The 17,275-nt window shown below is 41.2% G+C and carries 8 protein-coding genes; all 8 read right to left on the reverse strand.

The genetic code is table 11. From position 1 onward, the window contains the following. Positions 1 to 23: 23 nt before the first annotated feature. Entirely contained in the window at positions 24 to 2,441 is a 2,418-nt protein-coding gene (locus AC1RRY_RS10535) for an ABC transporter permease (RefSeq protein WP_492821072.1), read from the reverse strand. An 84-nt stretch (positions 2,442 to 2,525) separates the two neighbouring features. Further along, positions 2,526 to 4,892 carry an ABC transporter permease gene (locus tag AC1RRY_RS10540; RefSeq protein ID WP_492821070.1) on the reverse strand — a complete coding sequence of 789 codons (2,367 nt, stop codon included), beginning with the start codon at positions 4,890 to 4,892 and terminating at the stop codon, positions 2,526 to 2,528. A gap of 76 nt (positions 4,893 to 4,968) precedes the next feature. Further along, on the reverse strand, positions 4,969 to 7,356 hold the full coding sequence (locus AC1RRY_RS10545; protein ID WP_492821068.1) for an ABC transporter permease: 2,388 nt from the start codon (positions 7,354 to 7,356) through the stop codon (positions 4,969 to 4,971). Positions 7,357 to 7,492: 136 nt separating this feature from the next. Next, on the reverse strand, positions 7,493 to 9,910 hold the full coding sequence (locus tag AC1RRY_RS10550; RefSeq protein ID WP_492821066.1) for an ABC transporter permease: 2,418 nt from the start codon (positions 9,908 to 9,910) through the stop codon (positions 7,493 to 7,495). 70 nt (positions 9,911 to 9,980) lie between these two features. After that, entirely contained in the window at positions 9,981 to 12,425 is a 2,445-nt protein-coding gene (locus AC1RRY_RS10555) for an ABC transporter permease (RefSeq protein WP_492821064.1), read from the reverse strand. A gap of 73 nt (positions 12,426 to 12,498) precedes the next feature. Continuing rightward, complete coding sequence (locus AC1RRY_RS10560; protein ID WP_492821062.1) at positions 12,499 to 14,922, reverse strand: ABC transporter permease; 2,424 nt, start codon at positions 14,920 to 14,922, stop codon at positions 12,499 to 12,501. Between the two features lie 154 nt (positions 14,923 to 15,076). Further along, positions 15,077 to 15,754, reverse strand: coding sequence for an ABC transporter ATP-binding protein (locus tag AC1RRY_RS10565; protein ID WP_492821060.1), 678 nt, complete (start codon positions 15,752 to 15,754; stop codon positions 15,077 to 15,079). Positions 15,755 to 15,804: 50 nt separating this feature from the next. Beyond that, positions 15,805 to 17,055 (reverse strand): efflux RND transporter periplasmic adaptor subunit, encoded by a 1,251-nt coding sequence (locus tag AC1RRY_RS10570; RefSeq protein WP_492821058.1) that lies wholly within the window; start codon positions 17,053 to 17,055, stop codon positions 15,805 to 15,807. Between the last annotated feature and the right edge of the window lie 220 nt (positions 17,056 to 17,275).

Below are 17,275 nucleotides of genomic sequence, written 5' to 3' on the forward strand. Positions count from 1 at the left end.
CTCCCCTTTAGGGGCTGGGGGTACTATTCAATTTTCAAACTCTTCACAGGATTCAGCCTGGCGGCTTTCAGGGTCTGCAGACCTACCAGAACAATCAATAAAACGCCAAAAATCAATCCGATAACGGCAAATGTAAGCCAGCTTAACTCTATTCGGTAAGCATAATTGTGTAACCATTTGTTCATACTCAGAACGGACAGCGGAAACGCAATCATTGCCGCCACGGCCATCACAACCATAAATTCTTTCAGAAACAAATAAGTGATACTTGCACCTGATGCACCCAGTACCTTGCGGATACCGATTTCCTTAGTTCTTCTCACTGTATTTAACGACACCATGCCTAAAACACCCAGCAAAACAATGATTACTGCCAATATGGTTGCTACGCTGGCAGCTTGTTTCATTTGTAATTCTGATTGATACATTTTCTGGACGGTTTCATCCATAAATGTGTACTCAAATGGCGCATCGGGCATCAGTTGCTTCCATTTCTTTTCAATGCTTCCCACGGCTTCATTCAGGCTGCTGCCCGAATTAAGTCTGAATGATAGAAATCTGTAAAAAGTATTGTCTCTCACCTGCATAAAAGCTATCGGCCCTATGGCATTATGCATCGATTGGAAATGGAAATCTTTCACTACACCTGCAATAGTAAAATTGCGTGGAAAATAGTGTGCTCTTACCTGCTGACCAATGGCCTCTACCGGAGTTTTAAACCCCAGTGCCTTCACAGCGGCTTCATTCAGTACCATTCTGTCTGCCTGAAATGTGCCTCGATCGGCATGGAAAAACTGTCCTTCTTTTACCGGGATACCGTATGTTTGCGCATATTTTGCGTCGGTTACTAAGGTGGGTGCATAAAACGCCTGCGTGGAGTCTTGCCCGACTTTGTAAATAGCACTGCTGAATCCGGTGGCACCATCAGGAATTTCAAACGATAAGCTACCCTCTTTAATCTCCTTCACTTTTGCCAGCTCATTGCGCATGGTTTCCATTTTGTCCACGCCCTTTGGCGACCAGTCTCGGGGTACTCTTACCGAAAAAACCGCCTCTTTATTATAGCCTAAATCTTTATTGAAAAAATAATCGACCTGCTGAGAGACAACTACAGCACCGCCAAATACAAACAAAGCCACCGTAAACTGAGAAGCCAGCAGAATGCGTCTGAAAAGAACGTTCTCCTTCACCGATTTCAATTTACCTTTCATGGAATCAATAGAAGGAATATTGGCCAGCACCAAAGATGGGTAAAGCCCGCTCAACACCCCAATCAACAAACTTAAAGTCAGTGCAGCTAAATAGAAATAAGGTGAAGCACTGAACAATGAAACGATTTCTTTTTGAAGCACACCGGAAAAATAAGGCCGAGCTAGCGCATAAAACAACAACGAAACCACCAGGCTGAACAAGCTTATGATGATGGATTCGGTTAAAAACTGGCGTAGTACCTGCTCCTTTTTGCCTCCCAGCACTTTTCTTACTCCTATCTCTTTTAGCCTTGACGATGAGTTGCCGATAGATATATTCACGAAATTGACCACCGCCATCAGCAAAATAAACAATGCTACCATACTCAGCGTCAGTATGGTGTTTTTTACAAGGCCATTGTTGGTTTCAAGATAAGCCAATCGTATGGGTTTGAGATAGGCATGCAGGTTTTCGCTGATTTGCTTCGGAGCATTGGTCGCAATAAGCTGTGCCATTGCCTTTTCCAAATCTTCTTTTTTTACTCCTTCCTTCAATTCTACATAACTGCCTATATAAGGGTTATTCCAGAATTGGAAACCATTGCGCCCGAAAAACGGAGCACTGCTTAAAGAGATTAATACGGGTAATTTATTGTTGATATTAACCAGATTAGTTACTGAATTACCGGGCATTTCTTTCAACACGCCGGTAATCATGAATTCACGTTTATCGCCTGAAAAAGATTCCAGTCTGAGGGTTTGCCCCAGTACCTCGGTTTTACCGAAGTATTTCAGGGCGTGGTCAGATGAAATCACCATCGTGTTAGGTTCATTCAGTGCAGTTCCGGCATTTCCATGCAGTAATTGGAAACCATACATGTTCAATATCGTTGAATCGCCCAGTTGTATATCTTCTCTGAAAACTTTGCTGCCTTTCGAAACTACAGTTGTTACGCCATCAAATCTGTAATAATTTTCAACAAGGGCAGGATAATTATCTTTTAATGCCTTAGCTAAAGGCCCCAGCGAAGTAAATTCCAGACCCATGTTTTCCTTATCCCAATGACTTTGAATCACGTATTGATTCTCCACATGGCGTAAGTTGGTATTTATCTGCCATTCACTCCACATATAGCTGCCGATAAGCAAAGCAAAGGTGATTCCGACCGAGAGGCCGAAAATCGTAACCGCCGTATAAAACTTACGTTTCATAAGGTTACGCCAGGAGATTTTCAGATAGTTCTGTAACATAATTTTGAAATTTTGATGATTAAAATGGGAAGATAAACCCTCTTTCAATCATTCTCATTTCGTTTAAGTTATTTTAACATTCTGTTATTCAGCCCTTAAGCTATTCACCGGATTCATCACTGACGCCTGATAGGTCTTAATACCGATGGTCAGTAAGGCTATCAGAAAAATCAAGGCAAAACTGCCCGCTAATAAACCCAAGCGCACGCCTGGATTAAACGCAAAGAAATTCATTACAAGCACACTACATAAATACCCTATCGGTAACGCAATACATGCAGCAATCAACAGTAGTTTCAGAAAACTCCATGATAACAGCCGCACAACTTCGGTCTCAGAGGCTCCAAGCACCTTTCTGATACCGATTTCTTTCAATCGCCTCTCTGTGCTGTAAGTTACCATACCCAGCAAACCCATAATAGCTATTACAAAACCTACCAGTGTAGTAAGGCCCGAAAATTTCATATCTTCGCCCGGAAAATAGCGGTTATAAAGTTCTTTCTCATACCAGGTATAAACCATGGCATCATAAGGCTGATAACGCTTCCAGATTTGCTGAATGGATGCTATCATAGAAGCCTCGTCTACACCCTTGGCCGTTTTAATGGAAAGCAAATGAAATTGATCGGGATTATACTGAAAAACCGCAGGTGTGACCTCAAACTGATAATTATTAAAGCAGAAATCTTTTACTACTCCGCTCACCAACGCCTCGGTCTGGTTATTGAGAAATATCATTTTACCGATGGCTTCCTGTGGACTACCCAAATGAAGCATCCTCACGGCTTTTTCGTTGAGCAATACAAAATTGCCTGATGAATCCACCGTAGCGTCAGGCAGATTTTTACCTGCAACAAATGTCAACTGCATATTGTTGATGAAACGGTTATCAACAGCAAAATAATGAGCCAACAGGTTTTGATCGGTTCGTTTGCCTTTAATGGCATACTGACTTGCGCCGTTGCCAAAGGCATCTGAGCTCATCCCTATGCTTTCAACACCCGACAAGCGGGAAAGCTCATTTCTCAGTAGTTTGTAATCAGTGTCTGCCAGCGTTACATTCAGAATATCTTTACGATTAAAATTCTCGTTTTCGGTAGCCATGTATTCAAACTGGCTGTACATGCTCACATTTAGTGCCATATAGACCAGCGTTACCACAAACTGAATCACAATCAGGGCTTTTCTCAGACTTATTTTACCAAAAGAACCGGGCATCAACTCACCTTTCAACACCTGAGCAGGCTGAAAAGATGATAAGATGCGGGCAGGGAATACCCCTGCTAACAAGCCCGTTATTAAAGTAAACCCTGCGAAGACTAGCCACATCAATCGTTTATCTTCTACTTCCCACACAATCCACGACACATGAATGTATTGCTTCAACGCCATAAAGCTAAAGTAGGCTATCAACAGGGCAAAGCATGCCAATAGAACGGCTTCAATCAGGAACTGGCTTACCAGTTGCCTGCGTACCGCACCCGAAACTTTCCTGACCCCTACCTCACGGGCTCTGCTTAACGAACGCGCCAGTGTAAGATTGGTATAATTAAAGCCTGCCAATACGATAATAACCAGTGCCATAATGAAATTGACCGATAGGTCAGAGATACTGTCTACATAGGCATTCTTCTCCAGATGCTCAAATGCAGGCGAAATATCTTTCAATGGCTGAGGTCTATAAGTATGGCTGGTTTTACCGAAATCGGTATCTTTCTTATTCTGCTGCGCTACTGATGCCAACGCACGGTTAAGCGTAGTTAACTGCGTATTTTTATTGAGCAGCACAAATGTGTAAGTATCGTATTTTGTCCAGTTACTGAGGTCTTGCTTATCATTGTTCAGCTTCTCGAAAGTAGCCATAGATACCATCAGGTCGCTTCTAAAATGCGTACCTCTGTATTTATAGGGTTTCAACACACCGGTGATGGTAAAGACACCATAGTCGTGATGGGTGATGGTTTTGCCAACCGGGTCAGCGTCACCAAAAAACTTCTCGGCAGTTTCTTTATTCAGCACAACGGTATTCGGTGCGATGGGATAAGCTCCTTTTTCAAGCGGGAAACCAAAAATATCAAAGAAAGATTGATCAACATAAATACCATTCAGACGGATGGTTTTCATGCGGTTGTTCATATCACCTGAAAAGAATCGCACCACTCTTGTCGATTTCTCCACAAAGCCGTAATCGTTTTTCAGCTTATCGGCTAATAAAAAGGGTGATGACGCATATGCTGTCTGCCGCCCGCTTTCATCTTTCAGATCGGTCAGAATACGATATGTCCGTTCCGGATAAGGATGAAAATTATCAAACTCAAAAACGTTCTGCACCTGCATCAGGGCTATAAGTCCGAATGTCATGGCCAGGCCAAGCCCAACAATATTGATGAACGAAAAAAGCTTGTTTTTCCAGAGGCTTCTCAACGCTATTTTGAAGTAGTTACGAATCATATATACACCCCTAGAACTTGTTTACTGGTTACAGGAAATACTCTCCCTCAACTCCCCTTTAGGGGTCGGGGGTGTTTTACTCAGACTTCAAACTTTTTACCGGATTCATCAATGCGGCTCTAATAGCCCTATAACCCACTGTCAGTAAAGCAATTAACATAACACCCAAGCCACCTGCCGCAAACACCCACCAGGAAATCTCAATGCGGTAGGCAAAATCCTGCAGCCATTTATTCATAGCATAATACGCTATGGGCGAGGCTATCAAAATAGCCACAATTATCAATCTCATAAAATCTTTCGAAAGCAGAGTAGTAATATGCAGTACTGATGCCCCCAGCACTTTTCTGATACCAATTTCTTTGGTTTTCTGTTCGGCCATGAATGTAATTAAGCCAAACAAACCAAGACTGGCAATGAAAATGGCGATACCGGTAAACGCACCGAATATATTGGCAATGCGTTCTTCGGCCTTGAAGAGTTTGTCAAAAGCGTCATCGGCAAAGTAGTATTGAAAGGTATTATCCACCTTATAGCGGTTATATATCTTTTCAATTTGTGCCATGGTGGTCACCATATCTGCATCCTTTCTGATCCTGATATTCAGAAAATCATATTCCTGCATATTTGTAATAAACTTCAACATCAAAGGTTTCACCTCGTTTTTTACATTGAAGTAATTAAAATCCTTCACAACGCCCACCACCTCGATAGGTTCGTTTGCTCCTAGCTCCAGATTTTTAATCGAAGACTCATCTCCTCCCAAAGCTTTCATGGCAGCTTCGTTCAGCAATATTTTATTCTTCAGATCGCTCGGCAGTTTATCGGGCTTCACCTTCCATTCCATTCTAAACAGGTTTGCATAGGCAGAGTCTACATCGAAAACAATGGTACCTACCATTGAGGCAATGGAGTTGTCTTTTGTCCCTATTTTCTTTAGACCTGTCATATTATAGCCCTCAAAGAAAATCCTGTGTTTGGAGCCGGACACGCCTTCTATCCCATCCAACTGTTTTACATCATTGAGCAAGGCTTGGTTTTTAGCGCGGGCCTGTCCATCCAGATTAATGGTCACTATCTGGTCTTTGTTCAGCCCCAGGTTTTTATCCCGCATTTTTTTGATTTGTCCGAAGATAATGATAGAGCAGAATATCAGAACCGACGAGACTACCAACTGGAATACCGTTAATGTACGCCTGATACCTGCATTACCCTTACCCTGAAATCTACCTTTAAGTACCTCAATCGGATTAAAGCCCGATAACACAATGGCAGGATAGCTGCCTGCCAATAAAATACTGATGAGCAGTACTGCCACAAACGACAACAGGAAGTATGGATTAAACAAAAAACCCGTATCAATCTGAAGATCCAGCATTGTATAGAATGCCGGTTGTAAAGCCTGAAATAAAACTATTGCTAAAACGGTAGATATAATAATAGTCAACGTAGATTCTACATAGAACTGAGTAGCCAGACCAGCCTTGTTGGCACCGATAGATTTACGGACACCCACCTCTTTGGCTCTGGTAGTAGCTCTGGCTGTAGCCAGATTCATAAAGTTAACAATAGCCAGTAGTAATATTAAAACGGCCACCCCTGCAAAAATATAAACATACATCAGCCTGTCACCAATTTTATCGCTGCCCAGCCCTAAATGATTGGCAAAATAGCGTAGCGAATACTTTACATCTTTGTTATCAGCATTCTGCGACGCCAGCTTAGTAAGTATGTTTGCCGTATTTTTCTGACTACCGGCATCATCAAGCACCAAAAACGTTTCGTAGTCGCCTGTAGAAATTTTACTCAGTTTTTCGTCCGTATAGAACTCAGGATAATTCTTTTTATTCTCGGCAAGATGCGTGGCAAGCGAGGCTATGAAACTATAACTGATGCTGGAGTTTGACGGGCTTTTCTCAACTATACCTACCACTTCCAGATCTGTCTTTTTATTCCATTTCAGGGTTTTGCCAATCGGGTTTTCGTTGCCGAAATACTTCAAAGCCATTTCGGGAGTCAGAAAAATAGTATATGGTCTGGACAATGACGACACACTACCCTGTAAGATTTTAAAGTCGAAAATCCTGAAGAAGCCCTCATCTGCAAAAATCAACCCCGGTTCTGTGAATCGATGCTTCGGGTGAGTTTCCAGTATAGTCTGCCATTCAGCAGCTTTCCGGCCCACTGCCTGAACAGACGCTGCATTCTCTTTGAGCGCATCTCCAAGTCTTGGAGACATGTTCGCGAAGAAGAACTCCTGCTCTCCCATTTTCACAGAGGCTCCAACCTGATAAATTCTTTCATAATTTTTATGAAATTTATCATAGCTTACCTCATGTGAAACAAACAACAGGATAAGCGTAGACACAGCTAAACCTAACGACAGCCCCACTATATTAATAAAGCTGAATACCTTGTTACGGAAAAGATTCCGGATGGCGATTTTAATGTAGCTCTTAATCATACAATACCCCTAGCCCCTAAAGGGGGACTTGTTTTATGGTAAAGAAAATATTTTCCCTCAATTCACCTTTTAATTACTTTGCATTCGTTTTTTAAAATTATGCGTAAGCAACTCCCCTTTAAGGGTCGGGGGCGTTTTACTCTGACCGTAATGATTTTATCGGATTAACCAATGCCGCTTTAATAGCCTGATAGCTCACCGTTAACCACGCTATGACAATTGAGCTGACAACGGCCAGTAAAAATATGCCCAGGCCTAAATTTATTCTGTACTCAAATTTCTTTAGCCAGTCGTTCATGAAATAATAGCCCACCGGAGCAGCAATTAAGAAAGCCACACCAATCAATAGAGTAAATTCCTTTGAAAACAGGTACACAATATGTGCCACAGATGCACCAAGAGTCTTGCGAATACCTACCTCTTTAGTACGTTGCAGCGCCATGAACGATACTAAACCATACAGCCCCAGACATGAGATAAAAATGGCAACGCCTGCGAAGATTTCATAGAGGATAGAGAGCTGTCTTTCTTGCTGATAAAGATTCTCTATATTTTTATCTACAAACTGATATTCATAAATATAATTCGGAAAAAACTTGCTCCAGATTTTTTCTACTGCATCCAAGGCGCTTTGCGTATTTTTGGCTTCCAGTTTTATACCAATCGTATTAAAGAAATTTTTATTGCTTGCTATAACTAAAGGAGGAATAGCTCCATGCAATGAAGTAGCATGATAATCTTTAATAACTCCTACAATTGGCGCCCGCATTTTGCCGCCCCAGAAATTAATCTCTTTGCCTAATACCTCATCCGGACTTTTAGCACCCAATTTCTTCACCGTGGTTTCATTAACCACATAACCCTGAACAGTATCGCTTGGTGAATAGGCTTTACCGGCTACAAATTTCAAATTAAAGGTTTTGAAATAATCGGCATCTGCCCAGTTGAGAAAGCCGGAAAAATCAGTATCCTTCGGACGATGGTTGTATTGAAAAGGGCTATTCCAGCTATTATTACCTGCCGGTAGTCTGAAAGCAATACTTACATTTCTTACCCCTGTTTGCTGTAGCAATAGTGTTTTTAGTGACTCATATCTAATCCGGTCAACACTATCGTTAGGAACCGGCACACTGATAATTGCTTCTTTATCAAAACCCATGGATGTTGTTTGGAAATAATTCATCTGATTCACTACTACCAGGGTAGCTATAATCAGGAATTGCGCAATTACGAATTGAGAGACAACTAAACCTCGTCTAAGAGATATTCCACCTATCGATTTAGCTGTAACCTTGCTTTTCAAAGCCAGAATCGGATTAAAACCTGAAATAACCAAAGCCGGATAAAAACCTGACAAGAAGATAACCACGATAGATACTGCTAACAAAAACAGGAATAAGACAGGATTATCGATAAATGAAAGACTTAGTTTATAATTCAATAATTCATTTAAGAAAGGTAAAGCAATTACGGCTAATACAATAGCTAATAAGACAGATGTAAGCGTGATTAAAGCACTTTCGCCTAAAAACTGACTTCTTAACTGCCCTTTATTGCTTCCTAAGGCTTTTCTAACACCAACTTCTTTCGAACGATTGACTGCTTGTGCCGTAGCCAGATTAATGAAGTTTACACAAGCTACTAATAATAAAAATGCGCCGATTATCTCCAATACCCAAATCATTTCAGGGCTAATGGTATGGTACGCAAAATTACCAAATCGGGCATCATAATGTGAATCACTTAATGGGCGAATAAAATTACGCACACGGCTTCTTTGGGCTGCCGTTTTATGTTTTTTCTCAAAAGCAGGCATTAAGGCATTAAACTGCTTTTCAGACATTTGCGGAGGAAGCAAAACGAAGCAATTCCAGCTGCCTGATACGCTCTCCCAGTCGTTGGCATTCCCTTTATTATTAATCAGAAAGTTTTTGTATGATAATACTATTTTCAGAGGGAAGTCGGTATTTTTGGGTATATTTTTCAACACACCAGTCACACGGTAGGATTCTTTTTCATTATCTCTGGTAAAGGTTTTTCCGATGGCGCTTTTCCAGTTGCCAAAAAACTTTTCTGCCATTTCTTGCGTCAGAATAGCTGTATAAGGTTCTGAAAGCATCGTTTTAGGATTCCCTGAAAGCATCGGGAAATCAAACATTTCAAAGAACTGAGGTTCGGCATAAAACATGCCTCCTTCATCTTTAAATTTCTTTTGTACGGTTTGCGTTTTCGCATTATAGATATTTATCTGCGAGCCTGTTGAGGCTATCCCTGCTACTTTTTCCAGCTGAGGATAATCGGTTCTTAAGGCCAATGGCACAGGCATAGGTGCGCCATTACCATAGCTGATGCCACCGTAGTTGAATTCAGAAACTACCTGATGAATCCTGTCTTTTTTGGTGTGGAAAGTATCGAAGCTCAATTCAAACTGCACAATCAAAAAAAGAAGCAGACAGGCAGCAATGCCTACTGCCAAACCAACGGCGTTAATAACGGTGTAGCTCTTATTACGAAGCAGACTACGAATGGCGATTTTGAGATAGTTACGTATCATGATTTTGGGGGCTTTGAGCAGAGGGGTAAGAGCAAAGGGCTAATCTATGCCCCATGCCCTTTGCCCTGTGCTATTCAGATTTAAGTGATTTCACAGGGTTCATAAGCGCTGCTTTGATTGACTGGTAGCTTACTGTGAGCAGGGCAATGACAACTAAAAGCACACCTGCCAGCGCGAAAATCCACCATGGCAATTCGGTGCGATAAGCAAAATCTTTCAGCCATTCCTGCATGGCAAAGTAGGCAACCGGAGTAGCTATTACGAAGGCTACGCCAACCATTTTAAGAAAATCGACAGATATAAGGTTCACAATGCTGCTGATACTGGCTCCCAATACCTTACGGATACCGATTTCTTTGGTACGTTGCTCAATAATCATTAATGCTATGGCAAATAAGCCCATGCAGGAAAGCATAATGGCAATACCTGCTGCAAGGCTGAAAATCTGTGAAAGACGCTCTTCCTTATTAAACCAACGATCAACGTTCTCATTAATAAAAGAGCCTTTAAACTCCTCTTTCGGGGCTAATTTCTTCCAGGTGTTTTTCACCAGATCCATTGCTGCGACAAGGTTCTCGCTTCGCGTTCTTATCATCACATAAGAAACACTGCCTTTTGGAGCCATTTCTAAGGTAATAGTACGGTTTTCCTGACGTAAAGAGTATAGATTAAAATCAGCAATAACACCAATAATTTTTTGTTTACCTACGGCCGAATCAGGCATTAAAAACTTATCTACCGCGTGTTTTTCACCCATTTGTTTCAACATACTTTCGGTTACAATTAAAGCTGTTGAATCTGTGCCGAAATCAGGACTGAAATCTCTGCCGTCAATGGTTTTGATACCCATCGTTTTTACAAAATCATAATCCACACGAACCCAGTCTGTAATAATGCTTTTTGAATGCTTGGTATCTCCTTCATTCGGATAATAGTCAAATCCGTAGGTACTTCTTGAAGAACTATAATCTAAGCCGTTACCAAAATTGATTTGTGACCCGCTTATTGATTCAATAGCAGGGTATTTTGATAATTCATTACGGAATTGCTGCACGGCGGTGCGGTTATTTAATGCATTACCAATAGGTACACTGATAATCTGTTCTTTATTATAACCAAGCGGCTTGCTTCTCAGGTAACTGAGTTGTGTAAAAATGGCCAGAGTACAACAGATAAGCAGGCAGGAAATAGAGAATTGCACAATCATTAAAGAATTGCGCAACGCACCGGGTTTCTTACTAGTCAGTTTTCCTTTCAGTACCTGAACAATATTGAAACGGGAAGAAACAAATGCCGGATAGCCTCCGGCAATAAGGGTGATTAACATAAAGCTTACCAGAGTAATGAGTAAGTTATTGGTAACCAAAAAGTTTTGTATGGAAAGGTTAGAGTCAAATAGTTTATTGTATTGCGGTAAGAAAGCATAAGCCATGCCCAAGCCTAAGATTAAGGCTACCACACAGATCATAAATGCTTCGCCCCAGCCCTGTAAGAAAAGCTGTCCTTTATTGGCTCCCAAAGATTTACGCACACCTACTTCCTTAGCTTGAGTAAACGATTTAGCAACACTAAGGTTAATAAAATTGATAGAAGCAATTAATACTATCAGCAAGGCAATGGTTAATAAGGTAAAGATATAGCTCTTGCTAACGCCACTTCCCCAACCGGTAACGGTATCGAAATGAACCTCTTTCAAAGGCATCATTAACAAACTAAGGTATTGTCCCCTTGTATTTTTTAAACGGCCCGCTTTCTTTGCATCTTCCTCTGAAGTCTTCATGTATTTATTTATCAGAGACTCAAAGCGTTTTTCAGTAGCAACCTGTGTGGAATTAGCCGCCAGTTTAACAAAGACCTGATGATTCTGACTTGTCCATTTATCTTTGATTGCCTCATAGCTACCATTATTTTCAGTCCGTATCAAGGCATCGTATCTCACCGTAGAATTGCTTGGAGCATCGGCTATCACGCCTGTTACAATAAATGGTGTTTTTCCGGTCGACAAGTCTATTAATAATTGCTTGCCAACAGGCTCTTCTTTACCGAATATATTTTCTGCTGTAGTCTTACTGATAACGATACTGTTTTTATCAGCTAAAGCAGTATTAATGCTACCCTTCAATAGTGGGAAAGAAAACACTTTCAGGAAGTCAGCATCGACTGTTTGTACGGTTTTTCCAAATTTCTTTCCCTGATATATGAGTTCTCCACCGCCCCAACTATAGCTGGTAACTGCCTCTACCTCGGGAAATTCAGCTTTTAAAGCCGGCGTTAGCGGATAGGCCATTGCAGCGCTATATTCCGGTTTGCCGTTTTTATCAGCACTATTGAAATACAGACAATACACACGCTCGATATCTTTATGAAACGTGTCGTACGAGAATTCGTAAGCCACAGTAAGATAAAGCAGAATACTGCTACCAAAAGCCACAGCCAAGCCAATGATATTAATGGCAGCGTGAGTCTTGTTTTTCCACAACTTGCGGAATGCTATTTTTAGATAGTTACGTATCATATTTTGGGGGCTTTGAGCAGAGGGGTAAGAGCAAAGGGCTAATCTATGCCCCATGCCCTTTGCCCCCTGCTATTTATTCAGATTTTAACGACTTCACAGGATTCATCAATGCTGCGCGGATCGATTGATAACTAACCGTGAGCAAGGCAATCAATAAAGCTGCACCACCTGCTACAGCAAAAACCCACCAGGTTATATTTGTTTTGTAGGCAAAATCCTGTATCCACTTATCCATCAGGTAATAGGCCAATGGCGTGGCCAGTAGAATAGAAATGAACACCAGCGCCAGAAATTCTTTTGAAAGCAAACTCACCAGATTAGGTATACTGGCGCCCAGCACCTTGCGTATTCCTATTTCTTTGGTGCGTTGTGCCATAATCATTAAGGCAATGGCAAACAGCCCCATGCACGAAAGAATGATGGTGAGCACTGCTGAACTCATTACAATCTGCGACATCCGCTCTTCTTTCTTATACTGATTATTAGTGTTTTCGTCTAAAAACGAAGGCAGGAATTCTGACTTTGGCGCAATTGCCTTGTAGGCATTCCCTACCATATCTATGGTAGATTTCGGCGCATCAGGCGTTAGTTTTACGAAGATGTAATTGATACCAAAGTCGCCAGGCAAAAGGTAGGTAATGGCTTCAATTTTATTGCGGAGCGATTCAAAATGATAATCTTTTACCACACCAACAATTGTTTTACCTATACTATCGCCTAACGCAATCCGTTTCCCTATCGGATCCTTATAACCCATTTGCTTCGCCATGGTTTCATTAACCACACAGGCACGTTCCTTATCAGTTGTGAATTCGCGAGAGAAATCCCGGCCATTAACCAATGTAAGGCCAAGGGTTTTTATGTAATCATAGTCTACCGTCAAGCCATTGGTTCTATAGGTTTTACCTTCCATTTCAAAGCCGTATACCGATTTATAACCAGAGCCGTCTTTGCCTCTGCCTATATTAATATCGGCACCTGTAATACTCAAAATCCTTGAGTCATTGCTTAGCTTGTTGCGCATAAACTCCAGCACCTTGCTTCCCTGTACTTCATTACCTATCGGAAAACTGATAACGTGGTCTTCATCAAAACCCAGTGGTTTATTACGGAGATAATCTATCTGTTTCCATATCACCAGTGTACAGCTAATCAGTAATATTGCTATACTGAACTGGGCAATAATCAGCGTGCTTCTGATACCGCCTGACCTCGAACTGACTTTCACCTTACCTTTCAGCACCTCAATGGTATTGAATCGGGCTACCGCCAGAGCAGGATACCCACCTGCAATAAGTGTAATAATCAGAAAACTAAAGAGCAGCAATAGACCCGCCGTCGGATTAAGCAGGTTATCAAACGTAAGGCTGCTTCGGAACATCGCGTTGTATTGTGGCATTAAAGCAGTGGTCAATGCGCACCCGATACCGAATGCCAGTACACAAATAATAAACGCCTCCCCCCAGAACTGCCCCACAATCTGGGTCTTTAACGCACCGAGTGCTTTTCTCATGCCCACTTCTTTGGCGCGGGTCATAGAACGTGCAATAGAAAGATTAATAAAATTTATACAGGCAATAAGTAGTATCAAACCACTGATAACCAGCAGTATGTATGGATAAACTATTTCTATGGAACGGCCTCCGCCAGCTTGCTTATTGAAATGCAGCTCAGGCAATGGAGCCAGTCGAAGGCTCATGATTTCTCCTCTGTCATCAGGTTTGGCGCCTTCCTTTTTCAATTGAGTAATATCACTCTTGAAATATTTCTCAGTGAATGACCTCAGGCGTTTTTCAAAAGCCTGGTGATCAACTTTATCGGCCAATTGCACGTAAACGTCATGATAATTCGAATCCCATTTGTCTTTAGAATCCTGATACTCGGGGTTATTCTCAAAACGCATCAGCATTTCGTTGTCTATCGACGAGTTTTTTTGGGCTTTCTCGATGACACCCGTTACCACGAAACTTTCGATGCGTCCTCCAAAATTCATGCTGACTGTTTTGCCCATGGGGTCTGCAGTACCAAATATCTTTGCTGCCACTTCCTCATTTAAAACCACACTTCGCAAATCATTCAGCGCTGATGCAGGGTTCCCCTTCAACATTTTAAAAGAAAACATTTTCAAAAAACCGGCGTCAACATATCTCGCACTTTCATCAATTGTTTTCTCTCCCTGCATAATCTGCACACCACCACTCACAATACGCGTAGCATGTTTAATTTCTGCATTGAAATCGGTAGCCAGTGCGGGCGTAAATGGTGTACTAAGATTGGCCCGATAATCTATTTTATCAGGAAGGTTAATTTTGAAATAGACTTTAAAAATACGGTCTTTATTGGCCTGGAAGTCATCGTAGGTAAACTCAAAATAGGCGGTGAGAAACAGCAATATGGCACACCCAAATGCAATAGAAAGTCCTACGATGTTGATTGAAGTATAGGATTTATTTTTCCAGAGGTTACGAAGAGCGATTTTGAAATAATTTTTTAACATAGTTTTTTCATAATTTATGATTAAAAAACAAACCCCAAGAAAGGCAATAGCAAATGAAGCTTACTATAATTTTGGTTACAGTAAGCCCATTTAACAACATTTTCACTTTATTTACTCGTTTTCAGCCGGGCTACAGCCCCGGTGATACGTCAGGTTATACGTGGAAGTTCTCAGTTACTACCTTTCCGTCGAACAGATTAATAATACGGTGAGAGAAACCGGCATCATAAGGAGAGTGAGTTACCATGATGATAGTAGTACCTTCGTTGTTCAATTCCTGAAGCAACTTCATTACCTCTTCACCATTGGTTGAGTCAAGGTTACCGGTAGGCTCATCGGCCAATATTAATTTTGGTTTGGCAACTACGGCACGGGCAATGGCCACACGTTGTTGCTGACCACCCGATAACTGCTGAGGGAAGTGATTGCGACGGTGCATGATATTCATGCGTTCCAATACATCTTCTACTTTTTTCTTGCGCTCAGTAGCAGGGGTTTTCAAATACAAAAGCGGCAGTTCAACATTTTCAAAAACTGTTAGTTCATCGATCAGGTTGAAACTTTGAAAAACGAAACCGATATTTCCTTTGCGATGGGAAGCCCTCTGTCTTTCACTCAGTTTAGCCACTTCAACTCCATAAAAGTCATAGCTTCCTTCACTTGGGTTATCCAGTAAGCCCATGATATTGAGCAGGGTGGATTTCCCACAACCTGATGGCCCCATGATCGCTACAAACTCGCCATCTTTAATGTTCATATCAATTCCATTTAGGGCTGTAGTTTCTACCTCTTCGGTTGAGAACACTTTCTGAAGATTAGATATTTTAATCATAATTTTGTTTTTTATACTTGAATGTCAAGGGTTTTTATTAATTCTTTATATTATTTCAACTGAAGTACTTCATTATCACCGAAGTTTTCGTACGATGAAGTAATTACGCGCTCACCTACTTCCAGACCTTCCAATACTTCAAAGTACTCAGGGTTTTTACGGCCCAGGGTAATTTTACGTTTTATTGCTTTTGTACCTGATTTATCCAACACATACACCCAGTTTCCACCTGTGTCAGAGAAGAATCCGCCTACCGGTAAAAGTACGGCTTTAGTAGCTTTGCCTAATTCCAGGCGAATAGGTGACGACTGGCCTCTTTTGATTCCTTCAGGTACACCTTTGACGAAAATCATATCTACCTGAAAGCGTCCGCTTTTTATTTCAGGATAAATCTTCGTAATCTCCAGAGGATATTCTTTTCCGTTAAATTCAAACGAACCTGATAAGCCTGCAAAAATTCTTGCAAGATAATGCTCATCTACATCTACACGCAATTTAAAACCATTTAAGTCGTCAATCTGCCCAATGTTTTGTCCCTGGCTGATATTCGAACCTACCTCCACATCAATTGACGACAACAGACCCGCAACCGGTGCTTTCACAACCAGATTTTCAAGCGTTTCACGCCACAATTGTACGTTTTTCTGTGTACGCTCCAAAGTACCTTCCAGTTGTTTAATTTGCATCGCGGCATTTTCTTCCTGATATTTTTGCGACTCTATGTCAATTTCTTTCTGGCTTACCAGCTTATCGTAATCACGTTTTGCTTTCAGATAGTCAGCTTCCGGAATTACCTTGTCGGTATAGAGTTTCCTATTTCTTTCATATAAATCTCTGGCCTGATCGGTTAAGAAATCAAGGTCTGACATATTTTTACGAATCGTAAACTTCTCTACTCTCAAACGTTGGCGGGTATTTTGTAAGTCGTTCACCAGTCGGCTCGCTTCTGTTTCTGACTGTAAGAAATTAAGCTTTAAGTTCTGATTCTCTAATTTTAATATGATCTGTCCTTGTTTCACTACGTTTCCGCCGTCCACAACTTTTTCCTTTACATAACCTCCTACGATGGCATCCAGACGAATAATTCTTAAAGGCAACACTACGCCTGTTACAACTATAAACTCATCGAAATTACCATTGGCTACTTGCGAAATAGTCATTTTATCTTTTTCGGCATTCAGGGTCGAGCGTCTGTCAGCAAAAAGTAAACTGTAAGCTGCGAATGAAGCAAATAATACTCCACCGACGGTTAACAAGATGCGTTGTCTATTCCAGAATTTCTTTTTAATCTGCTTGTCCATTGTATTCTTTAAAATTGCCGTACAATTTGTTTCTGGCAAATTGCCGCAGTGACTGTTAGTTTAATTGATTAATTGCGATTTAAATCTGTTATCCTTTAATTCACAATGTGTGCCAAATATTTCAAACAACTGATTATCAGTAATTTACAAAATAAATACTCTTTAAAATTGTCCGAAAACGGACAATGCTTGTACGCTCACGGACGAATACCCCCAAACC

Source organism: Emticicia sp. GW821-FHT11C11 (assembly GCF_058808615.1).